At 46.4% G+C, this 22114-nt stretch carries 31 protein-coding genes; 1 reads left to right on the forward strand and 30 read right to left on the reverse strand.

Going from position 1 to position 22114, the window contains the following annotated elements; genetic code table 11:
- Positions 1-3: 3 nt before the first annotated feature.
- From EYR25_RS07035 to EYR25_RS21540, 4 genes are all read right to left on the reverse strand, one after another.
- Positions 4-660, reverse strand: coding sequence for a tail assembly protein (locus EYR25_RS07035; RefSeq protein ID WP_133178968.1), 657 nt, complete (start codon positions 658-660; stop codon positions 4-6).
- A gap of 120 nt (positions 661-780) precedes the next feature.
- On the reverse strand, positions 781-1671 hold the full coding sequence (locus tag EYR25_RS07040; protein ID WP_207953677.1) for a Rha family transcriptional regulator: 891 nt from the start codon (positions 1669-1671) through the stop codon (positions 781-783).
- A complete protein-coding gene (locus tag EYR25_RS07045; RefSeq protein WP_133178969.1) occupies positions 1668-2342 on the reverse strand; it encodes a Rha family transcriptional regulator in 675 nt (224 codons plus the stop codon). The genes EYR25_RS07040 and EYR25_RS07045 overlap by 4 nt, the downstream gene beginning before the upstream one ends.
- Positions 2339-2503, reverse strand: coding sequence for an Arc family DNA-binding protein (locus EYR25_RS21540; protein ID WP_133178970.1), 165 nt, complete (start codon positions 2501-2503; stop codon positions 2339-2341). Before EYR25_RS21540 ends, EYR25_RS07045 begins: the two co-directional genes overlap by 4 nt.
- 85 nt (positions 2504-2588) lie before the next feature.
- Between EYR25_RS21540 and EYR25_RS07055 the strand changes: the two genes are divergently transcribed.
- On the forward strand, positions 2589-3077 hold the full coding sequence (locus EYR25_RS07055) for an Arc family DNA-binding protein (protein ID WP_207953678.1): 489 nt from the start codon (positions 2589-2591) through the stop codon (positions 3075-3077).
- A 58-nt stretch (positions 3078-3135) separates the two neighbouring features.
- Here the strand turns inward: EYR25_RS07055 and EYR25_RS07060 are convergent, their stop codons facing one another.
- The 26 genes from EYR25_RS07060 to EYR25_RS07180 form a co-directional block, all read right to left on the reverse strand.
- Positions 3136-3612 (reverse strand): hypothetical protein, encoded by a 477-nt coding sequence (locus EYR25_RS07060; RefSeq protein ID WP_133178971.1) that lies wholly within the window; start codon positions 3610-3612, stop codon positions 3136-3138.
- Positions 3613-3701: 89 nt separating this feature from the next.
- On the reverse strand, positions 3702-4412 hold the full coding sequence (locus tag EYR25_RS07065; RefSeq protein WP_133178972.1) for a C40 family peptidase: 711 nt from the start codon (positions 4410-4412) through the stop codon (positions 3702-3704).
- Between the two features lie 51 nt (positions 4413-4463).
- Complete coding sequence (locus EYR25_RS07070; protein WP_133178973.1) at positions 4464-5204, reverse strand: phage minor tail protein L; 741 nt, start codon at positions 5202-5204, stop codon at positions 4464-4466.
- Positions 5197-5862, reverse strand: coding sequence for a DUF4376 domain-containing protein (locus EYR25_RS07075; protein ID WP_165953472.1), 666 nt, complete (start codon positions 5860-5862; stop codon positions 5197-5199). The genes EYR25_RS07070 and EYR25_RS07075 overlap by 8 nt, the downstream gene beginning before the upstream one ends.
- Before the next feature lie 2 nt (positions 5863-5864).
- Positions 5865-8246, reverse strand: coding sequence for a hypothetical protein (locus EYR25_RS07080; RefSeq protein WP_133178974.1), 2382 nt, complete (start codon positions 8244-8246; stop codon positions 5865-5867).
- A 15-nt stretch (positions 8247-8261) separates the two neighbouring features.
- Positions 8262-8597, reverse strand: coding sequence for a phage tail protein (locus EYR25_RS07085; RefSeq protein ID WP_133178975.1), 336 nt, complete (start codon positions 8595-8597; stop codon positions 8262-8264).
- Between the two features lie 3 nt (positions 8598-8600).
- Complete coding sequence (locus tag EYR25_RS07090; RefSeq protein WP_133178976.1) at positions 8601-8906, reverse strand: hypothetical protein; 306 nt, start codon at positions 8904-8906, stop codon at positions 8601-8603.
- Between the two features lies 1 nt (position 8907).
- Entirely contained in the window at positions 8908-11937 is a 3030-nt protein-coding gene (locus EYR25_RS07095) for a phage tail tape measure protein (RefSeq protein ID WP_133178977.1), read from the reverse strand.
- A gap of 55 nt (positions 11938-11992) precedes the next feature.
- Positions 11993-12289: a phage tail assembly protein T gene (locus tag EYR25_RS21545; RefSeq protein ID WP_425057204.1), complete on the reverse strand. Its 297-nt coding sequence runs from the start codon at positions 12287-12289 to the stop codon at positions 11993-11995.
- A complete protein-coding gene (locus EYR25_RS07105) occupies positions 12184-12678 on the reverse strand; it encodes a phage tail assembly chaperone family protein, TAC (RefSeq protein WP_133178978.1) in 495 nt (164 codons plus the stop codon). Before EYR25_RS07105 ends, EYR25_RS21545 begins: the two co-directional genes overlap by 106 nt.
- Before the next feature lie 79 nt (positions 12679-12757).
- Positions 12758-13231 (reverse strand): phage tail tube protein, encoded by a 474-nt coding sequence (locus EYR25_RS07110; RefSeq protein ID WP_133178979.1) that lies wholly within the window; start codon positions 13229-13231, stop codon positions 12758-12760.
- 94 nt (positions 13232-13325) lie between these two features.
- Entirely contained in the window at positions 13326-13694 is a 369-nt protein-coding gene (locus EYR25_RS07115; protein ID WP_088211503.1) for a DUF3168 domain-containing protein, read from the reverse strand.
- On the reverse strand, positions 13691-14152 hold the full coding sequence (locus EYR25_RS07120; RefSeq protein ID WP_133178980.1) for an HK97-gp10 family putative phage morphogenesis protein: 462 nt from the start codon (positions 14150-14152) through the stop codon (positions 13691-13693). Before EYR25_RS07120 ends, EYR25_RS07115 begins: the two co-directional genes overlap by 4 nt.
- Before the next feature lie 2 nt (positions 14153-14154).
- Positions 14155-14391 (reverse strand): hypothetical protein, encoded by a 237-nt coding sequence (locus EYR25_RS07125; RefSeq protein WP_133178981.1) that lies wholly within the window; start codon positions 14389-14391, stop codon positions 14155-14157.
- Between the two features lie 2 nt (positions 14392-14393).
- Entirely contained in the window at positions 14394-14756 is a 363-nt protein-coding gene (locus EYR25_RS07130; RefSeq protein WP_088211500.1) for a head-tail adaptor protein, read from the reverse strand.
- Entirely contained in the window at positions 14756-15052 is a 297-nt protein-coding gene (locus EYR25_RS07135) for a head-tail connector protein (protein WP_133178982.1), read from the reverse strand. Before EYR25_RS07135 ends, EYR25_RS07130 begins: the two co-directional genes overlap by 1 nt.
- Before the next feature lie 21 nt (positions 15053-15073).
- Entirely contained in the window at positions 15074-15310 is a 237-nt protein-coding gene (locus EYR25_RS07140) for a hypothetical protein (RefSeq protein WP_133178983.1), read from the reverse strand.
- Positions 15311-15390: 80 nt separating this feature from the next.
- A complete protein-coding gene (locus EYR25_RS07145) occupies positions 15391-16581 on the reverse strand; it encodes a phage major capsid protein (protein ID WP_133178984.1) in 1191 nt (396 codons plus the stop codon).
- Between the two features lie 12 nt (positions 16582-16593).
- Positions 16594-17448: a head maturation protease, ClpP-related gene (locus tag EYR25_RS07150; protein ID WP_133178985.1), complete on the reverse strand. Its 855-nt coding sequence runs from the start codon at positions 17446-17448 to the stop codon at positions 16594-16596.
- Between the two features lie 9 nt (positions 17449-17457).
- A complete protein-coding gene (locus EYR25_RS07155) occupies positions 17458-18756 on the reverse strand; it encodes a phage portal protein (RefSeq protein ID WP_133178986.1) in 1299 nt (432 codons plus the stop codon).
- Positions 18753-18914, reverse strand: coding sequence for a hypothetical protein (locus EYR25_RS07160; RefSeq protein ID WP_011072870.1), 162 nt, complete (start codon positions 18912-18914; stop codon positions 18753-18755). The genes EYR25_RS07155 and EYR25_RS07160 overlap by 4 nt, the downstream gene beginning before the upstream one ends.
- Positions 18914-20659, reverse strand: coding sequence for a terminase large subunit (locus EYR25_RS07165; protein WP_207953679.1), 1746 nt, complete (start codon positions 20657-20659; stop codon positions 18914-18916). The genes EYR25_RS07160 and EYR25_RS07165 overlap by 1 nt, the downstream gene beginning before the upstream one ends.
- A complete protein-coding gene (locus tag EYR25_RS21175) occupies positions 20616-21128 on the reverse strand; it encodes a phage terminase small subunit P27 family (protein WP_165953473.1) in 513 nt (170 codons plus the stop codon). The genes EYR25_RS07165 and EYR25_RS21175 overlap by 44 nt, the downstream gene beginning before the upstream one ends.
- Positions 21129-21138: 10 nt before the next feature.
- Positions 21139-21468 (reverse strand): HNH endonuclease, encoded by a 330-nt coding sequence (locus EYR25_RS07170; RefSeq protein WP_133178987.1) that lies wholly within the window; start codon positions 21466-21468, stop codon positions 21139-21141.
- Positions 21465-21848 carry a hypothetical protein gene (locus tag EYR25_RS07175; protein ID WP_133178988.1) on the reverse strand — a complete coding sequence of 128 codons (384 nt, stop codon included), beginning with the start codon at positions 21846-21848 and terminating at the stop codon, positions 21465-21467. The genes EYR25_RS07170 and EYR25_RS07175 overlap by 4 nt, the downstream gene beginning before the upstream one ends.
- Positions 21841-22110, reverse strand: a complete 270-nt coding sequence (locus tag EYR25_RS07180) for an HP1 family phage holin (RefSeq protein WP_133178989.1) — start codon at positions 22108-22110, stop codon at positions 21841-21843. Before EYR25_RS07180 ends, EYR25_RS07175 begins: the two co-directional genes overlap by 8 nt.
- Between the last annotated feature and the right edge of the window lie 4 nt (positions 22111-22114).

The following is a 22114-nucleotide window of genomic DNA, read 5'->3' on the forward strand; positions in this document are numbered from 1 at the left end:
TAGTTAAGGCTCCTGTTGATTGCCGCCGCCATTACTGCCACCCGATTGAATTGGGCGCTTAGTAGTTGCAATGTCTTCTGCGTAAATACCTGCGCTAATAATGGCACCACCAATACGGCGCTTGCCGTAACCAATACCAACAGGATTACCCGCTGCCGTGGTGTTAACCGCGCCACCAAAGGCATAGCTTGGCGCGTTCTCGGCGGCTTCCCTGCCCTTTAGTCCTTTGGCTTGCGGTGAGAGCATTTGGATTACACCGCCAGCCATTGCCGCTATACCGGCTTGGATGAAATAGTTACCACCAGTACCACCAGTGAAATAATTAATCGCCACGCCAGCAACGATCAAAACTGCCCCAACAATGGTTTGCAGCACACCGCCACGCTTGCTTCCTGCAATGACTGGCACAATCCTGATCTCTCGAGTACCGGCTAAATCAAATTCATCTTGTCCAGTGTTGCGTCCATTGCGAAAAATCGCATAACGCAAGCCGAGCTTTGCCTGTTCTTTGATAAATAACTCAAAGCCTTGCAGGGTATTTTTAAGGGCGCTAAACGCTTCAGTTGTGGTGCCTGTATCTAAAAATCGCTTATGCTCACGGCCAAACTTTTTAGCAAGCGATCCTGATAGTTTTATCGTGGTGAGTTGTTGTGAGTTCATATTTGACCTGCTGTCATCAGCATTTTTAGGCAATAAAAAAGCCGCCTGATTAGGCGGCTTTAGATAATCTTTCTCGAAAGAGGGTTTTTCGGATTGTTATAGCAGGATAATTCCTTTAGGCTAACTAGGCAACATCGCTTTTAAGCCCCTTGCCTCAAGTTCGTTTATGCTACGTCTAACCGTTGCGGCAAAACACACACCATCACGCATATGATCAATCATCTGGGTGCCAGCGCGAGAGCCAAGCATAGTAAACACCTCATACAGCTTGTATTCGTCAAAGTACTTTTTCAAATAATCCATATGAGTGCAAAGCCCTTTGATATTGTGAATATCGTACTCATTTAGCAAAGGTTGTGGCGCGATTGCAGGGGCGGCGGGGATAAACTCACCGTCTAATGCTAACTTATGCGCATATTCAATCGCTTCTGTTAACTGGCCTTTTTCTAGCTGATCTATGTGCTCAACATTAAAGCGCTGATGAATTATTTTGTAAGCATCTGGATATATCAGGCCTTTCTTTGCCATCAGTAGATTAACCGCATTGCGTAAACTTGTACGATCATCAGTCGTCGTCTTTTTTTGTGCGGCGCCACTCAGTTGCTTTGCCATCCAGTTAAAGGCGTTGATATAGGCTTCTTTGATCATCGCAGCCTTCTTGCCCGTAAAGCCCATCACCAAAAACATAAAGCCATCTTTGGTCATTTGGTACATTGGACGTTTTTCACCTTTTGCGTCTGAATATTCAACGGGCGTAAAATTGCGCTCGTTAAAATCTTCTGAACAATCAATAAGGTTAATTTTTCTTAGTATATCCTTATGTTGCTTACCAAAAGCTTCTGCAACATTAATTGACGTAGTTATTAATGCGCCATCTTGGGTGGTGACTAGATGATTTAATGATTGAATTGTGTTAACATTATTCATGTTCGATTCCTTGGTACGGACGGACGTTGTTAAAGAGGCCTCAACTGTTGCTGCAGTTGGGGCTTCATTCTTTATGGCGGTCATGCGGCCACCCCTTCACTCACTAACTTCTCACAAATCCACGCCTCACCCGCTGGGGTAAACATGGCCTGCGAAAAACCTTGATCGGTTTGGCGTAGCTTTCCAAAGCCTTTATCAATAAACCACTGCTGAAACACTCTGCCGCGTTTAATGGCGTGGCTATAAACGTCATGTTCATCCAAAAATTTATTTAGGCGAACAGCGGACAAGTTATGCTTTTGTGCCACTTGGCTTGCATTCATTAATGTGTCACGCACCACCAGCCGATCGAAAAACTCCACTTTAGGTGCTTGTTGCTCGAGTAGCTTGGCTTGGTTAGCGGCGAGTTGCAGTGCTTCTGCAAATGAATGCGGGATCTGCGGGTAAGGCTTAGACTGCTTTGCTTCCAACTCTTGCCAGCGATCAACCAGTCTTGCGGTAAACTCAGGTGAAAGCTGGGCAACAACAATGATGCTATCGCGCTTGCCTTGCTCGTCATAAAACACAAAGCTATTTCGACTAACCTTTAATCCTAAGTTGTTGATTTCTTCGAAAACCTCAATTTGAGGAGTTCGGATAACACCTTTGGCAGCTAAATTTTCAATAGTTCGTGTTACGTTATCGTGGCGCTTCTCAACTAAGTCGGCTATCTCTCGGCTGCTCATAGTTAATTGGTCGCTAGAAATCAGGTTCATACTGCCTCCTGATTCTTTCCATTTAACCCATATGCCTTTTCAAGATGGTAACAAATTTCGCTATTGATCGATCTTTTGTTCAACTCAGACTCTTTCTTTAAAGCCTCTTTCAACTCATGACTGAGTCTGATCTTAAACTGTGGTTGTGTGCTTACTTTCATATTACACCTCAAATAATGCCGCACTGTGCGGCATTACAAGTATGCGCACGGTGAGGCATTGCTGTCAACCCCACCGTGGGGCATAATGAAATTAGAGGTGAATATGCGCGAACATCCACAATTAAGATTAAGAGTTGCTCCTGAAATGAAAGAGCAAATAGATCAATCGGCTAAGCTAAATGGCAGATCAATGAATGCAGAGATAGTGCATCGCTTAGAACTGAGCTTTGTTGCAGATCAAAATCCTGCGGTAGCAAACCTGCTGCATAGTGAAGCGCTGGAGAATTTGCTAACACCAACATTGCCAGCATCAATAGCTGGGAAAATAGCCAAAAACAATGCAGACTCAGGTATTGCATTGGCATCATTATTTGTTGATGAAATTAACGAACTTATCAATGGCGCAGTAGTAGTTGGTAAGCGAAAAATTGAACTTGATACCAAAAAATTAACCTGCTCAATGCCAGTGACGGATGCAGAGATATTTAGTGCTTTAAAATTGGTTGAAAAGACTTTTGATAATGCGGGTTATCTTGTAAAAATTAACGATGGCAACATTATAATTTCATTTTAGTTTTAAGATAGGCCACAAAAGTGGCCTATCTTTGCATTACTTGCCACAATCAATTTTTCTACTTTAACCCACTATCACCTACAGATAATGGTGGGTGCTGGCTGTCAACACACCATTCATTCCAATATACTTTTTCAAATGAAGATAGCATTCCTACAGATCTAGCGTCATCAATTTCCATTTTGTCAGCAATTTGCAGGTTAGTCGTATCAAAAGCAGAACCAGAGCTTGAATCCATATAGTAACTGCTAGACGCAAATCTAGTGCCACCAGAGTAAGCGCCAAAGCTATTTAAACCATCAACAACCCCACACATGTAGAGGTTATATGATGATGTACTTGTAGGCTTTTTAACAAAGAAATACGATCTAATAACCATTGATTCTGGATTTTTCATCACAGATGACAGCATTTTTTCGGTATTATTTTTAGCCCATCCTTCAGGTCCAATTGATTTGTTGTATAAAAATATTCCAGCAAATAAAGATCCACCTAAAACTACTATTAAAATCACAATAAACTTTAAAGTTTTCATTGTTTAATCCATTAATTCAATTAGTAAAATGTTATAGCTTAAACACTATGCCAACGACCTAACAGACTGTAAAGTTTTTAGCCGTTTTATCATGCATAGCGCACTATCAAGCGGGTGTTGCGTTGCCAGTATCCGCCGTAAATATCGTAGCGACTAAGGCGTCCATACAGATGGTGAAGGATCTTGCCTTCGCCAACATAAACAGCAGCGTGATTAACTCGCTGGCTTTGGATTTGCATTAAGATGCCGTCGCCAATTTGCAGATCGGCTAGATTGATATTTGGCAGCGCCACAAATCCCGCTTTGGCAAAGTTATCGAGGTATAGCTCTTGCTCGCCTTCCCACCAACCGTCTTGCCGTTCAAAGTCTGGCAAATGGATTTGTTGCACCTCACTGTACCAGTCGCGCACACAGCTATAGCAATCCCATACACCATGCACAAACGGACGGCCAAGTAGCGGTTTACGGTCACCTATTGGCACTATGGTGCGTAAGTCGCCATCAGGCCAGCTAAGGATATGCCAAGGCAAGCCGCTAGCCTCACACATGGCGCGATCGCGCTCACTGGGTTTGCTGCTGGCGTCTGGGTGGCTGTGGCATATCCCGATGATTGCGCCTTGTTCATCAATATCCGCGTATTGCTGCGGATCAATCACAAATTCATCAGCCTTGTTAGTCGCCTTGTTTTCACATGGCACATAATGCGCTTTGTTGCCTTGCTTGATCAGCAGACCACAGCATTCATTTGGGTAGCTACTGGCCGCATGCTGACTAAAGGCATGTAAAATGGTTGGGTGCATAGGGACCTGCTTTTCGTGTTAGACCATTTTGCTGACGGCTGGAAAATGCTTTTAACGTATTAGCCGCACGCTGGGGAAGCCGCCATGGGGTAATTCGGCATTTTCGCCAAAGCGTAAGGTGCAGCCTTTGATTGTGCCTGAGCACTGGTCTAGCGCTGGGTTATCGGTTGGTTGATCTTCATCGGTAAACATGGCCTCACCCGTGTAGCCACAATCCGCGCCGCGATACTCACCACGTTGGCACCAGTAACAATAGGCCGTCATTTGTCGGCCGATTTTGTAGCCTGATAAGTCGGCTGGGTTAGAAAGCTCAAAGGTGACAGCAACATTATCCTCATTCACCTTTTTATCGACATACCAAATCTCAACCGCCTCTTGAGTGGGATCCGCTTCACTATTGCCGCTAGGGAAGTTGGCGGCATCAAGATATTTTGCCAGCGTTCGGCGTATTGTTACCTTAGCTTGCTCCATGTTCTGAAAATACAAACACAAGGCGCTAATACTGCCATCGAGGTTAGCCACCGTTAGTGTTGGCGTGCTGGGTGAACCGTCTGAGTTAACCTCAACTCCTTCTAACTGAGCTGGCCATGGGCTGTATTCTTCCCCCTGCCAATAGATTACTTTTGCTGGCAGTGGCTGCTGTGTTTGTGCTGCCTGGGTTAGCTCAGCTTCTGTGTATGCAAGGTTATGGGAATGAAACCGCAGTATATCGGCACCAAATGCGGTACCGTCGATCTCGTAGAGAATAATCTCATTGCCCGGTTCGAGGGTTTGAATATCTGCACTAAGCATCGCCGGCACCTTTGGTCCATAGCTTGCCTTGCTCAATAATCGCTAAGCTATGCGCCTGGCGAATTTGCTCTACATTAACCGCCACTTCGGTGTTATCTGCTAAGCGCCAAATGGTTGAAGTAATTCCGGCATCTTCTGAGGCATGGATTGCGGCTAACATGCGGCGTTGTGACTGTTCATCACCATCAAACACCAGTCCATCCACCTCCACGGTAATCGAATTTACCGCCGCGGCCCGTTGAGTGCGAAATAGGTATTCGTCAATGCTAATGCCATCTATCAGTATTTCCTCACGATATTGAGTGATGGTTTTAAGTTCAGGACGAACGGGCTCAGGCTCTGCGAATAAAGGCTGATCAATCGATTGCTTATCTTGCGCATCAATCGGTAACGCTGGCGCATTCAGCTCCGCATCCGCTTTACGCGCAATCCACGCTTGATACTGTTCAAACCAATCCCATTGCAGCGTGACAGCGTATAACTCGATAAACTTATCGATGACATAGTGCATTGCGGGATTAGCAGCATGTAGGCGAGTGACTAAAAGCACATCGGCCAGAGCTTTTGACTCTGGCCGATGGCGTATTACTGGATGTTGGTGTTCATCTAGCACTGGCGAACCCGACTTATCGAGTTCGTAAAACATACTTAAGTCCATAGTTAAACCTTGTTCTTAATCCAGCCAATTGGCTCTTTGAGTCTGGCGGTACCCACTAAAACGGTATTGCCGTTTAAGTCGGTCTTGGTGGCTTGGTTATCGACAATAGTGATTTTACTGTCGTCTCCCCAGTTGGTGCCATTGTGTTTTAGCTCAGTGTAGGCGTATTGGATAAACGCTTGCTTGTTTATATTGACGTTGTAATTAAGGACTTTAAATGCAGGTGAATTATTTGCTGGTGATGCCAATGATAGAGTTTTATGAGATATTCCACCAAAAACCTCAGCACTTGATAGCTTACCAAAGTTGTTAACATCTTTTGAGTTTTGAAGCGCGCAAGTATTAAGACTGAGTGTGTTAATCCTCACATCTGAGTTGTTAGTCAGTACACGCCCAATAAGTGATTCACCTAGAAGATTACCGTGCTCTTGATAATTAGAGGTGGCATAAACTTTACCAACACTTGCATCACCACCATAAACAACATCATTAACAGCATTCTCTGTTTGTTTAGCGAAGGCTCTATATTGATATAAAGTGACCTGATTAGAGGGCATGTTTTCAAATTGAGATTGATTCAAAGGTATGTTGGTCAAAAGAATTACACCACTTGTCCAACTATCTCCATTATTCAATGTGTAGGTTCTGGTAATGTCTACCCCTGAACCCACATACTTCCTAGCAAAAGTAAAATAATCTTTTAGACCATCTGGAATTTCTTGAATCCAACTGCCTTGCCAACCATTCGCTAATTGTGGCGTTGCAAGAATATTGGCAGGATTTCCAATAACATCGGTTTGCAGGAATGAACCTCCTACAGATACATTGAATAGTTTTGTTGCCACTACAGCGGTAGCATTGCTACTGTCCTGCACGGTATACCCAGCAGCGGTTGCAGCAGAAGATGAATTAAATACTCTTGTGAGTTTCAGTAATTCAAACCCACGATAAGTACCATTCTTAACTTTCTGGTCAGCTTCTGCAAAATCAACACTATCCACACCATAAGCCGAATAACGCATATCACGACAGACACCGCCTTGTCCATCTGCGTAGATTGCATCAAAAAATTTCCCAGTTGGATGATGGGAAAACCCTCCAATAGCTCCGCCATATAACGGTCTAGTTGATGCTTTTGTGAAACAGTCACTCTTGCTGGCTAACCATCCAGCATGACAGTTATACCAATAGAAAGCGAGACTGGAAGGGCTGGTGTTATGCAATACATAAGCAGTACCGCTAGGGTTAAAACTAGGATGGTAAGCCCCTTGGTTTAAGCGGCTAACAGTCCCACATGCAAGAAAATAACACTCTCCACTTACTGAAACTAAAGCAGAAGGCGCTCTATTTACAAATAAACCAATCTCTTCCCTAGAACCTAATTGAATCCTAGAAGAAGTAAACCTATTCGAATCAGTGCCATTTACGAATGTAGTAACTACATCGGCAAACCCTTGTGCTCTAACCATTGAAGCAGTTGTGAATCTAATTTCCACATCAGTTACACAGTCAACATTACCCCAATCACCATTACCTGCACCTGCAACAGTTCTTTGGCGTAAACGCCATTGCACTAATCGGCCATCGTCTAGGTAGTACAAATTGTTCTTATAATTAGCTAATACTTTCTTTTTATTAGCATCACTCAAAGCAAAATAGTTTAGCCCCTTACCTTTTGAACCAGTATCACCATCGAATACGGCATAATAGGTTACTGGTCTAGCACTGGCAGAGGTAGCAATCCCGTCCATTGTTGTGGCTTGCGACTGAATCAAACCATTTGGATAGATATACGGGTTTGTTGTATTAACTTCCTCTAGCCAAGCCTCAAAGCCCCACATATCAACACGATCAGTTACAACTTCAACATTTGTCGGGTCTGCTGCTTGAGCATTGAATGCAGCGGTCACAGTGGCGTGAGTTGTAATAACACCAGATGATTTGTTATAGGTGTTTTTACCGTCAGGTGCTTGTGGGAACTTAATCTTATTGTCAGCAGAGGTGTTAAATGTGTTTATGTTTTGGAGATAGAACAGCACGCCAGCAATATTAAGAACTGGACTATTTGTTTTAGATAAACCTGCTGTTGTCGCATTTCTGCCCATGAACAAGATATTACTGAATGCCGAATCAGTAGTGTACGGGTATAAACCCTCATTGATGCTTTGTTGCCCAGACCAATGCTTACCAAAATGCACAAAGCCACTGGCTGCAAATTCTTCATTATTCTGCGCCCGAATCGCTTCAAACTGCGCTTGTGACATGGCGGCGGAAAGTACTTCGGCGGCCAAAAAGTTGCGGTTGGTTTTTTCAAATGCTGATCGAGCGGTATCGCCACCCGTGCCAGCTGGCTGGGTGCCTAGATTAATTGTTTCAAATGCCATCGGATTGCGCCCTAATTAAGGATGAAATGCTTGTTCAAAAGTGGCGGCGATGCGATACATACCGCCGCCTAATGGGGTATTGGTTACCTGTTTAACTTGCCATAGCGATGCGGTGCCAAGGGGTGGTGTCCAGATAAATGACTTAGCGCCTTGGTGTTCGTCAAAAAAGGCGACGATCGCCTCGGCGGTGGCTTTGTTTTTGGTAAACGTCAGCGGCCAGCTTTGCACCTTGCTGTTAATGCCATCGCCTACTGATTGGCGGTAGCCATCACCAAACTGAGCGGTGCGAGTACGATATTGGGTATCGCCTGTGGCGCCGTTGTCTGGTGCCCATGTGAATGTTTGCGGCATTATTTATAAGCCTTTCATTTTTTGAATTTTCTGCCAAATAAACCCATTTGGCTGCAAAGATTCAATCATCATGGCTTCCATATCAGCGGTAACTTGCTGCGTTTTGGCGTTTAGCTGCTTGGCTATATCCATGCGGTAATCACCATCGGCAGAAACAGTGACCAAAATTCCCGCTAAAACCTCAGAAAACGCTCTCACTCTCTCCCGAATTTCTATTGCAGTTGTATCAGGCGTGACATCATTAAAGAAAAACTGAATAGCGGAATCACTTAGCAAGGTAATTAATACCTCTTTGTTGTATTGATACACCTTAATACCCCCCCTTCATTGCTCGCCAAATCATTCCGCCCGGTCTAAGTTCTAGCGCGATTTGTGTTTTAGTACCTTGCTTAGATGACTCCGCATAAGCCTTAATAACCTCGTTCATATTTGTATTGTTAGCCCCGTTATTGCTATTACTTTCTGGCACAATAATTTGCTGATTGATGATGACGTTAGGACTTGTTCCAGCCATTGCGGCAGCAGGAACGCCGTTATAAGCAGCGCCGCCAACTACTCCGCCGTCCGCATAACCTTTGTGGCCTTTGCGCATGGCTTCGACCGTGGCCACACCACCCGCACGGGCGATATCTTGTTGTGACCAAACCACTTCGCCTTTATGTACAATTCCAGCAGGCTCATACTTACCACCCGCGCCAGTGTATCCGCCTGATGATTTACCGTTTTTAATCCATTTTTGATAAGCGTCTCCGGTGTAATCGGATGCGCTACTACCTCCAACAACCCCACCATCTGCAAACCCAAACATGCTGCCAATAAAGCCAGCAATGGCTTTTTGCATAGCAATTTTGGCAAGATCAGCCAAGATAGACTTGGTTAGCTCCGCAAAGTCGGCCTTACCTGAGGTGACAAAGTCGGTTAGCGCATCGGTCATACCACCAAAAGCGTTATCCATTAACCGCTCTGTCTGCCCTGCCATATCGGCGGCGGCATCAATGTAATTCTCCATTGATGAACGGGCACCATTTGTCCAGTCGGCTTGTTTGGCATCGAGAGCGATGTAATACGCATTTTTTTCGTCAAGCAGTTTTGCTTGATGATCTTTTAGCATCAATAACTGTTGCTGATACTCTTCATCAGTCGTTCTGCCAGCAAGGTTGTCGGATAATGCTTTTCCCTTGGCACTTTCTATCTCGCGCTCAATGCCTTGGCGATCACCTAGGCGTTGCTGTGCTTTGTCACCAAGGCCAAAGGTGGCAAGTTTATCGGCATTGCGTTGTTGTTCTGCGGCCAAGTTGGCGGCAAGGTTGGCGCTATAGCTTTGTTGGCGTAAGGCTTGATCGCGCAACTTGATTTGCTCCGCCAGTGCAACATTCATCTGGTTTTCGGCGCGGAGCTGCTCCTCTTTTGCTAGATAGCTTTTTTGATCTGCTGTGAGAATGTCTTTTGATTTCAAATCAGCGATTTGCTGCTCAAACTGCAATAGCTCTTTTTGGGCTTGCGTGAGTTTAGTGTTGCTGTCTAACTGGCCCTGTAAGCTTGCTTGGGTTTCGCGCAAGCGCATAAGGTAGCTTGTTGCGGCATCATCTTTAAATGCGGCTTTTGCTGTGTCTTTGAACTTTTTCTCTATCGAGGCCAGATCACGTTTAATTGTATCTGGATCCAGCAAGGCGCTATTGGGATTGTCCTTGCGTATTTTTTCAATATTGTCTTTGTATTCCTTTATCGCCTTGGTGCGCTTTTGCTCGTTGGTGAGGGTTTCTTCCGTTAATTTGGCATTTTCTCGCTGGGCGGCAATTGAGTCTTTACTTATCTTGGCGCGTTCAGCCTCTTCTTCGGCAATATCGCTGAGTACTTGCTGCTGTAGCTCTAAATCTTCAATACGGCGCTTAAGCATTTCAGCCTGTTTTTTAGCGGCATCAAGGTTTGGTTTGTAAGCGTCAGGAATAGCGCCTGTGTTAAGTCCGCTAGTGTTAGCTAAAATATCGACTTTTAGCTGAGTTGATCCTGTTAGCCCGCTGAGTTCTGCTTTGGCTTTAGCAATTTGATCGGCAATCGTTTCACGTCTACCAATGCCTGCTGCTGCGTCCCAAGCCTCTGCGGATATCTCTTTTACCGCCTTCCATGCTTGCTCAATATAACCAAGATTTTCAGTGATATCGCTTGTGCGGTCATCAATAGCATCGCTATATGCTTTAAAAACGAGCTCAGCGGCCTCATTTGATTTACCTGCTTCTTTAAGCGCTGCGGCTTGCTCATAAACCGCACCAGTAAGGAAGTTATATTTTTTATTGAGTTCTTCTGCGGCTTTTACCGGGTCATCGGCGAGCTTGACAAATTCCGCAATGGTTTCACTCATTGCTTTGCCAGTAACATTTTCCATTTTAATGGCGGCAAGGCCGACTAACTCAATTTGGTCGCCAAAGAATTTACCTGTCTTGGCGACCTCGGCCAGTGCTGCGGCGGCTTGGCGTTGAGTGCCGCTAATGGTATCAATGCGCTTGGCGGCGTCCATTAATTGGTCAGAGGTGGTACCCGCTGAGTTACCCGTTAATATCAGCGCATTGCGTAGCCTATCGGCTTCTACGCTGCCTTGATAATAGGCTAGCGCGATTACACCAGCCGCTGCCGCGCCAACTGAGAAAGGATTAACTAGTCCGGCAACGTAACTGCCCATTGCTCTAATTGCAGGGTTAATGCCGCCAAACATATCCTTAAGCTGACCGCCTTGCTGCAAGAATACCGTTAGCGGGTTTTGCCCTGCTTGCAGCGATACCGCGATATCGGTGAACTGGGCTGGTAGGCCGCGAGTCGCAAACGCCAGTTCCTTTGCTGACTTGCCTGTTTTGTCGTACTCAACCCCAGCTTTACCTACTTCATTGCGCATCTGCGCAATTTTTTTGCTGTAGGTATCATAGTCAGCAGGGCTCACAAGGCCTATCTTTACACCTTCAGATAACCTAGCTTGCATGTTGTCTAATTCGGCATATTTTGCGATGGCAGGATCTAGCTGGCTGACGACTCGGTTTATCTGCTTGTACTGATCTGCGAAAGCTGAGTTTGCTTCGTAGGCTGAATTTTTAGCGCTATCCAGTCGCGCTGATAGTATTTCAAACTCTCTTCCACCAAATACACCCTTGCTATTAAGTTCCGAAAGGCGGCGTTGCTGTTCATTTAAACTAGCAAACTGGGAAACTAATGGATCAATCTGCCTTACCATTTTAGCCATTGTATTATTAAGAGCTAAAGTTTTACGCTCGGCACGATCCATTCCCTCTTCAAAACTGCCCGTTTGAGCAATCACATTTAATGTTAAGTTGCCAAGGGACTTAGTTGTCATGGGATTTCCTACTTAGTTTAAGGGCGTTTGGTGGCCGTCCTTGGCCTTATTGCTGTTAATCGGTTTGCTTTTTAATCGCGCTGGCTTTGAGCAGCATTAATACATCGTCAACGGTGGCTTCTGGCTGCTCGGCCTCGTCTAACTGGCTGAATAGCATAAAATCTTCAAACTTAGCTTTGCCGCCGTGAATGGTGTTGATGTGATGCATTTGTGCTGCGGCAATGCGCTCTTGCCGCGCTTGAATGCTTAATGGGCCGAACTTTGCTCGGTAGGCGATCCAGTCGATAACTTCTCGATGCGTGAGGTTTTGCTGGGCTTCTTCGATGGTTCGTCCGCCGACTCCTGCGAGCACGAGCTCGTGCCAGAATTCGTGGTCGGCGGTAAGGTTTTTGGGTCTGGCTTTAACCCAATACCGTTAACCTCGTTAATGGCGCCAATTAACGCCATGCCTAATGAATCGCAAATGGGCCCGTGAGCCTCATTGCCAAGAATGTCGTCAATCTCAAACAGGGGTTTGCCCTGCTCATCGACAACACTTGAAACAATGCGAGACGTGAGCGAATCGACTCCATTGTTGTAATTGTTGGCTTCTATATTGGCGGTAGCGAATGACTTTTTACGGATGAAAACGGTGGCTTTACAGGTGTCACCTGCTGGATTTATCCACGAAATTTCGCGGCGTTCTGGCTTTGCGGGAGAATAGGAACCCGACTGAATAAGGCTTGCAACACTTAATTCCATGATTATTCCTTAGGATTAAGTTAATTAAAATGACAAAGCAAAAGCCCACCTAAGCAGTGGGCTATTTGTTTTAGTGCTATTAAGGTGTTGGTACTGCAGGAACCAAAACAGGATCGCCAGAGACTTGGATGCCGATAGTACTTTTAACCACATCGTTTTGCGCAAAAGTAAATGGGTAGGCAGTCATAAAGCCTTCAAAAGTGATCCATGTGCGGGTAGTTGGCAAGGTAAAGTTTTTAGTTGCAACCGTTGGAGCTGTGCCCACAGCATCGCTAAAACCAATAGCCCATTTAATGGTAGTACCTGCTGTTTTAATTTGATGCAGGCGAAGATGGCTTGGGATACGTGGGTCAATGTTGATACCAAATGTTGCGGCACCAGGCGACTTTAATCCTGCCACAAACTCACGGGCCATGGCTTCTAATGGGGTGGTTTCGATGGGGTCGACTGGGCTGTCGATACCGTCAATGGAGGTCACCGCGATGACACCTAAAAGGGAATCATCTGCCGGATCGATTGCATAGAGCTGGGTGCCCTGCGTTTTCATACTCATGTTGTTGCTCCTAACAATAGCCTTGCGGCAGATACAAAAAAGCCCCTGCAGGTGCAGAGGCTTTTGGTTTTAAGTTGCGTTGTGGGTTTTACGGCTAACGAGTGACTAGCCAATCAATATCAAAACTATGGCGGTAATTGCCGGTTTCTTTGTCTCGGTCATCACCGTTGTAATTGGTGGTGTAGGCATCCAGTTCGATTGCGTGGCGAATCGCATCACCCACTGCTGAGGCTGTGGCGCCTGAGTCGGCGTATACATCGACCTGCAAAGTAAATGCATCGGTATCTGGCCTGCCGGCTAAATAGTTTTCAGGGCTACCGCCGATCACTTGCCAAACGGCATAGGGCTTTGGCTCGTTTTGTTGTGCTTTCCCAAACGGATAAAGCCTTACTGGGTTAGTGCCCAGCAGCGCGGTGACCTCTGGGCTATTACTGCAAACCACAAAAATAGGCGCGGTGCTCATGAAAGTGCCTTATCGAGTTCTTTATCAAATTCAAAGGTAAAGCTGTTTATCACTTGGTTGATATTGTTAGCCAACGCTGGGCGCATAAATGGCCGTGCTTGGGCGCGTTCGGTACCGAACTCCACTAAATGCCAGTGTGGAGTATTGCCGCGTGCGCCTTCGTCGGCATTTGGCGTTGGAATACGGCCGCGATTGGTTGCTACACCAACGCGATACATAATCACCCCATTGCGTTGAAATAGTCGGCTAGCAAACTGCAGGGTGATGTTGTCGCGGATCCTGCGCCCTGTTTTTGGGTCATCCACTGCCAGCGCGTTTTGTTGCGCCGCTTTTTTAACAATGCCAGCGGCTTTGCGAAGCGCTGTTCGTGTGCCTGTATCAATCACGGTTTGGCTAACCTTGTTCATTTTGGCTTTGACTTCTTTTAAGCCAACAATACTGAAATCTGAGGTTGCCATGGTTAACCTACTTTGTTTTGGCTGTTTAGGTACTCAACCGTGACTTGTCCATAACGCGTTTTGCAGATCACTTTCTTTTTATGTTTGTGGACTTTAAGTGGTTGCGGACAAAACACCACCTTGCCCTTTTTGGTATCGGCATAAATACAGTGTTCCACTTTTTTACCGTTTAAAAACACCTCAACTGGTTTACCCATTTCACTGGTATTTTCAATGGTGAAAATGTGAGGTTGGTTCATGGTTAAATGCCCTGATTCACGCCATCTTTGCAGCGTAAGCGCCACTCTTGACGGCCTGTTAAGTCTGTTTCTATCGAGTGAATATCGTAAGTTCTGCCGTCCCATAAAATTCGGCATTGGTAAAACAAGCTGAGATCAATTGGAAACCATCTAAGGTTGATTCTGGCGCTGGTTTCAGCTTGTTTTGCATCTGCTGCATAAAATTCACGCCCAGCCCCTGTTAATACCTCGGCGGCAACCTTATCAAGCGGCTTAGTACCTAAGGTGAGGGTTTGCCACGATATTGAAACTGCACCTGTGAGCGGATCCTGCTGCTTTACTGGCTGTTGCAGGTGGATTCGATGACGTAAACGATAGGCGAGCATTAAATTCCCCAGCCAATACGATAAGGTGTTAACTTGATTTCAGCGGCATTGCGCAGTTTAAGCGCGTCATCAGGTGACGCTTGATAACTCGATTGCAGCAATATCATTACGCCAGTGATGACGCTTGCAGGTAGTTTGCCCGTTGATTCATCAAGCAAAGCGCTTAGGGATTCCATTCCCAAATATTGGCTTGCTTCGTCCTCTGCCCCATCAAGCAGCAGCTGCAAACTTGCATCATCTTCATCGTGAAACACATTTAGATTTTGCTTTGCTTGTTCTAGGGTGATGATACTCACAGAGGACTCCTGTAATACTGATTACGCTTTGGCTTTTTTGGAGGCAGCAGCCTTAGCATCCGCTTCTTCTTTTTCCTTGGCTTCAGCTGCGGCCTTAGCGTCTGCTCCGGTTGCTTTTTCTGGTGCACGGGCAACCAAACCATTGTGTTTTAGCTCGTTAAAGAGATGTTCATCTACTTCAAAAGGTTTTGATGAAGTGGTTTTTACTTCGGTGTCCAAGTAAAAAGATTTGAGTGCAATGGCGAGTATTTTAGCCATGGTAATTCTCCAAGAGTTTATGCCACTAAAACTAAAGGCCGAAATTCGGCCTTTAGTGCTTTAGTTATCAGTTAACTGATTTAAGCGAAAGTAAAGTCGCCAGTGACAAAGGCTTCCGGACGGTATACAGCGAGCGCTAAACGCTCTTCAGCCCGGATGGTTACCATGTTAAGTTCAAAGTCTTTATCGTTCTCGGTAGAGATTAAGACTTCAATTTCGCTACGGTCGTAGATCTGCGCACCCATTTGGAAGGCGCCGACTAAGAACTCGTTTTGAACAATGGATTGGGTTTCAACCACTGGGCGGTTCCACAATGTTGGGCTAGTTTGGCCTTGAGGCTTACCGATCAAGTAACCTTTATTGCTATCCTTAAGCATTTCGATCACCGCCCAGTCAATTGGATTGAGAACGATACCATCAGCGGCATATTCGGCTAATGCCGCTTGCAATAACGCTAAACGGATGCGGTCAATATGCTGCTCAGTATCTACCGTTGCGCCTGTTGGTTTTGCGTAAGTGCTTGCCTGAGGAATAATTCCGTGCAGGTTAGCACCAGTGTTATTGCCGTAAAGAAGTTGAGTTTCTTCAGCAAGCATTAAACCGTAACGCGCACGGGCATCGATATAGCTCTGCAATTGCTTTGCATCGTCCAAAATTTGGCGGCTTGCTTTGAATAAGTGTGGAATGGTGCGTACAGCAGCACTCACTAACCCAAAGGTGATCTCTGAATATGGTTTTTGAGTGTTTTCAGCCGTTGGAGCAGCATTATTGGTAAAGCCAGTTTCTTTAACGTATTCGATGCTGTTGCTGTCGGTTTGGCCAGGTGCAATTAGGTCACGAATGGTTAAACGACGCTCTGGCCCTGCAACAATACCAGCCATACGATCTGGACGAACTAAACCTCCGCCAGAACCCGTTGCTGAAGTGATTGCTGAACGTGGCATTTGCACACGGCGACTGCCACGGAATGAGCTGTTAACGCCTTCCATTTCCTTGTCGTTAACCACACGCTCACCGATTGACTGTTCTTGCTCTTGTTGGTTACTTTGAGCACCTTTTAGCAGCTTTTGCTCTGCTTCTTGCAGGCGAGCTTGCATAGAGCCTTGCTCTAAAAGCAGCTTATCGACTTTATCACGGGTTTCGGCATGCATTTCACCAGAAGCCTTGATCTGCTTGTTGGTTTCTTCTGCAGCGGCTTTAATTTGATCACCAATCTTGGTTAGATTGGCACCTAATTCTTCTACTTGCTTTTCAAAATTTGGGTTTGGCATAGTCGCCTCCAGTTATTTAGATAAAATGATTTTTGATGCGTTGATTAGCGCGGTTAGATCGGGGGCGATAGCGTTTTGCGTATCGGACACATCAGCATTTAGCGTGATGCCGCCAGCAGCGCTCGGCGTACTGGACTTTAAATCTTGAAGTAGTTGACGGCGCTCGCTGCGCGGTACGCCAGCCTTTGCCATGGCCGCATCCACTTTACGCAGTGAGTTAGCGTTAGTGTTTTCGGTGGCTTCACCAATTTCATCGGCTGATAACGTGTCAGCAGCAAAACCAAGCTCTACGGCTTTTTTGCCACGGATAAAGGTTTCTTCATCCATCATAGTGGCAATGGTTTTTTCACTTTGGCCGCAACCCTCTACGTACAAGTCCACCATGGCCGCATCAAACTCTTCCATATCGTCGGCGATGTTACGTAGGGCGTGGCGGTTACCAATGGCAAATACCCAGCAGTTGTGGATCATCAGAAAGGCAGAGCTAGCAACAAATCTCGCATCATCCTCACCGGCCATATAAATGACTGATGCCGCGGAGGCTGCAAGGCCAAGTACTTTAGTGGTGACTTTGCCTTTGTGTTCGCGCAGACGGTTATAGATAGCGATACCTTCGAACATATCGCCGCCTGGGGAATTGATATAAACAGTGACGTCTTTTTCATTACCTATGCTGCGTAAAGCTGCATCGATACGCTTTAGCGTGACGCCTTCGCCGTACCAATCTTCGCCAATGATGCCGTAAACAGTAATGGTTGATTCGGTGTTTTCTACTGCGGCTTTAATAGCTGGGTTCCACAGCTCTTGCGCGCGCGGAGAAATATCGCAGCGCACTCCGCTCTGCGAGAAGCTTTTTGGAAATGGCATGGTTTACCCCTAGTTATCTTGATTAAGCCAGTTGTTTAGTACGGCTTGGACTTTTGCAGATTCTGATTGCGTACCAAGTTGATCGATTGGTGCAAGGTTGGTTTGAACAGTTAACACATCGGCATTACCACCACGGCGCGGTAAGTTTTCTTTAACCCGGCAATCATCACGGGTGTAGATGCCGTTTTGAGTCATTTTGCTGTAGAACTCTGCGCGTGAAGCGCTATCGCCCCGCAGTAACGCCTCAAGGTTATATTGTGCGTACTGAGTTTGGCGCTGGGCTGGCGTGAGCAGATTAATAGAGATTGATTGCTCGATGCGGCGGATCCAAGACGATAGCGTCAAGGTGACAAAGCCAATCATCTTTTGCTCTAATCCAGTTCCCCAATTGCTGTCTTTTCCGCCAAAGCCTATGAGTGACGGATCAACCAAAAACCAACGGCAAATCTCTTCTACGCTGTAGTTTCGTGACTCGAGTAACTGCGCATCAATTGGGTTAATGCCGATTAACTCAGGGGTAATGCCTTGCTCAAGCACAGGCGATTTACCAGCGTTCATTGCGCCAGTAATCGTTTTTACATATTCACGAAATTCTGCGCGCTGTTCTGGCTTTAAAACCCGATCAACTTTGAAAGCGACCGTTTTTGTCATGCCGTTTTTAAAGGTACTTGCGCTTACATCCTCGGCCGACATAGCACCACCAAACACATTCGCACCGTAAGAGATGGTGGACAAACCAATCAAACCATCTAACGAGAATGCAGGAATGTGCATCATGTTTTGCTTTTTGATTTGACGGCGGGATCCGTTTCTTGGCGTGTACCAGTAGATCAAGCTGCCGCTATCATCTAAGTCGATATCCATGCGATGTGGCATAAGAAAATCGAGTGCGATAATCTCACCACCTGATCGGTGGATCTCAATAAACGCATTGCCCTTAAGTAGCAATGATGCGAGCACTGCTTCCCAAAACTGCATGGCCGTCATATCTGCATTGGGCTTAATGCTCAATACAGTAGAAAGGCTGTTTTGAACTTGGATTCGTCCACCATCACTTTGGCGCTCGTATAAGCCTAGTGGCAGCATGGCAACAGTTTCTGAAATACGGCGAACACAGGCCCATACTGCAGCCAATTGCATAGCTGTATTTACATTGACAGTTTTGCCGCTTTTAGACGTCGCCATTAGTTGTGCCCAAAAATCACCGTCCGTTAGCCTTAAGGTTTTACCCATAAAGCTGTCGAGTGACGCAAATGGCTGACTTGCGGCTTTGGCAATGACCAAAGCAAGTGATTTTGATTGTTTCACGCTGTCATTCCTTTACGTAAAAATGAAGCGCCTGCAAACGATAGAATCGAACCAGATAACAGCGACCAACCTAGTCCAAACAGGATATAAACGCCAGCTACAGCCATTAAAGAACCTGTAAGTGCAAGAAAGATGAATAGAGCAAGTGGTGTATTCATTAGTAAATTGGGTCCTTAATTGCTGCTAGCCAATCTTCGGTATCATCGACGCCATCAGACTCTAATGCCGTTCCCACGGCCATGGCGGCGGCGACTACGCCGTCGATACGACCTGTGGATTTTTTCTTGGTAAAAATTCGGTTGTCTTTGGCGTCGGCCTCAAGCACGGCGCTTGCGGCGTTCCACCTTAGGCATGGATTGGTTTTGATCCTGATCTCTTTGCTGGTGATCAGCTTTTCGAATAGTTCAATTGAGCGCGGCATCCAGAGGTTTGACTCTGATGCTTTGTAATAACCTTGCCCGTGTTTAACCAGTGGGATAAATACGTTTGCCTCGGCGAGTTCTGGCTCGAGGTAGTGGATCCGGTATTGGTCAAAGCCGATGCTTTTTATCTCGAACAGTGCAGATAGCTCTGCAACGCGTTCGGCCACAAAGCTGTAGTCCACTGCGTGACCTGGTGGCGCATGGATAAAACCTTGCCTGAGCCATGCCGAGTACGGCACGTTATCGGTGCGCTCGCGATCCAGTAGCGTGTCTTTGGGTGTCCAAAAGTCTACTAACAGCGTTTTTACTCGCGGGAAGTAAAGCGCTAAGGCGGTTAAGTCGCGGGTACCAGATAAGTCGAGCCCGCCGAAGCATTCTTCGCCGTAGAGCTCAGTGATATCAAAATCATCTTCGCAATCCATCCATGTGTCGGCGGATAGCCAAGGCGAGGCACTATCTACCCATTGGCAGAAGTTTAAGCGGCGAACAATGCTCTCTTTGGCTGGCATACCCTTGGCTTGGGTGACCTGTTCACGCAGGTATTTATGCGTGAATGTGTGCCCAAGTGATGGGTTGGCTTTTTGCCAGCAACTTTCGTCATTAATCGGGTCGTCACCTTCATCGAGCGAACAGATAAAGGCGAAGAAGGAATCATCTTCTTTGGTACCAGCACAAATGGCTTTGCCGTATTCGTGGTACGAGTAACAAACGCTGGTGCGGTCGTGGCCTGAGTTGGTGATCATGAAGATCAACGCTTGCTTGCGGCCTTTGGTGCCCGCACGCATCATTTCAACGACGTTGTTGTTTTTGTGTTCGTGTACTTCGTCAATCAGCGCCATGTGCGGACGCGGCCCTGATTGGCCGTTGTCGGAGCTGATTGGTCTAAAAAATGAGTTTTTAGCGAGATAGGCAAGGTTCCAAACGCTTTGCCCGGTACCCGATTTTTTTAATCTTGAGCTTAACTGCGGCGATTGGTTGACCATGGAAACCGCGTCGCGGAACAACACCATTGCCTGATCTTTTTTGGTCGCGGCTGCATAAATTTCGGCGGAGGCCTCACCATCTGCCACTAAACCATAAAGCCCGATTCCGCCTGCCAAAGGGGATTTACCAGAGCCTTTGCCACTTTCGACATAGCACATGCGAAAACGGCGGGTCCCGTCTGCATCCTTCCAGCCAAAGAGAGAGCCGACAATAAATGCTTGCCAGTCGAGCAGATTGAATGGCTTGCCTTCGTGATCACCACCACTTAAGCGCAATACTTTTGGGAAAAAGCTGATTGCGCGGTTGGCTGAGGCTAAGTCAAAAAAAAGACCACGTTCGTGGCCTGTTTCTAAGTCTTTTAAATGCCGCTTACAGGCGTTGCGGATATCGGGGCCAGCGAGGAACTCCCCTGATGCAACTTGTTTTGCCCAACGAGTGACGCGATCTTCTGCGTTATCCGAAGAATTCGTCGAGCTCGTCTTTTTTCTTGTCGCCATCAGTTACCTGTACTTTGCTACGGGCCGATGGAGTTAGCCCAAATTCTACGAGATAGGCCTTAAATCGCCTGTCGGCATCGGCCAACATTTGCACGGCTGGGTTTGCCTTCATTAGCATTTGCTCGACTTGGGTGACTTCGCGGGTATCTTCATCGATATTTTCGCCGATGATTTTGATGCTTTGGTAAGTTCGGCCGTTTTGTTTTATTTCGTCCCTCAGGTCGAGGATTTCTGAGTAGACGTCGCATAACCGCTCAAGCGCCATGCCATCGGCCAGCGTGAGCACGCCCATGTCTTTAAGCAGTTTTGTTAGCTTTTTCCATGCTGCTTTTGCTCTTGGGCTGAGATAAGCCGGCATTCGCGGGATCCCCGCTTCTAGCTTTGGCTCTTTTTTGTTGAGCGGCCTTTTGCCGGGATTGCCTGTAACGAGCTTGAGCGCGGTTGGCGTGGTTTTTCGTCCTACTGCCACGTTTACCTCACTATCTGTTCCAATGGTGATTTGGGTCTATCGGCTTGCCGCTTTCGTCTGCGCCAGGCATCACCCCTCTGCTCTCCATTATTTTTTTGGTGCTATCGTGGCAATGCTTGCACAGCGGTTGCCAGTTGTTGGTGTCCCAAAATAGGGCTTGGTCGCCTTTGTGCGGCGTTTTGTGGTCAACTACTGTTGCGGCGGTGATAATGCCTTTTTGCTCGCAGAAGCAGCACAGCGGATTGCGCTTTAAGAAGGTTTCACGGGCTTTTTGCCAGCGTCCACCGTAACCACGTTCGGCGGTTTTGCGTTTGTCATCGCGCCAGCTGGGTTGGCTCATAGTTCACCGGAGCCGTCCAGATAGATTGAAGATCCATCTTGTTCTTCGTCTTCGGTAGCCATCATCTGATCGACAATATCCAGATTACTGTTAACCAGTTGGCTAATTGCATTGGTTTGGGCGGTAATGGCGTCTGTTTGGGCTGTCATTGCTAACGTTAGCGCCTGAAGATGCTCGATTAAATCATCTTGCTTGTTTTGCTTAATAACTGGTGGCTTGGTTTTACCCTGAAATGTTGGGTATGCCGCGTTTAATGCGGTTACCTCAACCCAATCAGCAGGCACCAGTGGCACTAATTTTGTTTGACCATTGCCAATATCTGACTCGACAGCTAGCACTGAAACGATGGCGCCATTGAAGATAACCACGACTTTATTCATTGCTATCGTCCATATTGATTACGTTTAGGTTGCCAGCTTTTATCGCGGCCATTCTGGCTTCGTGAAATTCGCGGTTTTGCCGTTTCTTTTCTCTTGAGAGGCGATATTGAACAACGAATAAAACGATTGTTGATGCGATACCGAGCAATAACGCAATCTTATCTAGTGATAGAAAACCGCCAATTGCCGTAGAGATTGAAGCGATATAGCTCCCAGTTGTCGTTGCTTTATCCATAATTGGCGCCAAGGGTTTGATATTCATTGTT

It is taken from the genome of Shewanella decolorationis (assembly GCF_004354305.1).
GTDB classification, from domain to species: Bacteria; Pseudomonadota; Gammaproteobacteria; order Enterobacterales; family Shewanellaceae; genus Shewanella; species Shewanella decolorationis.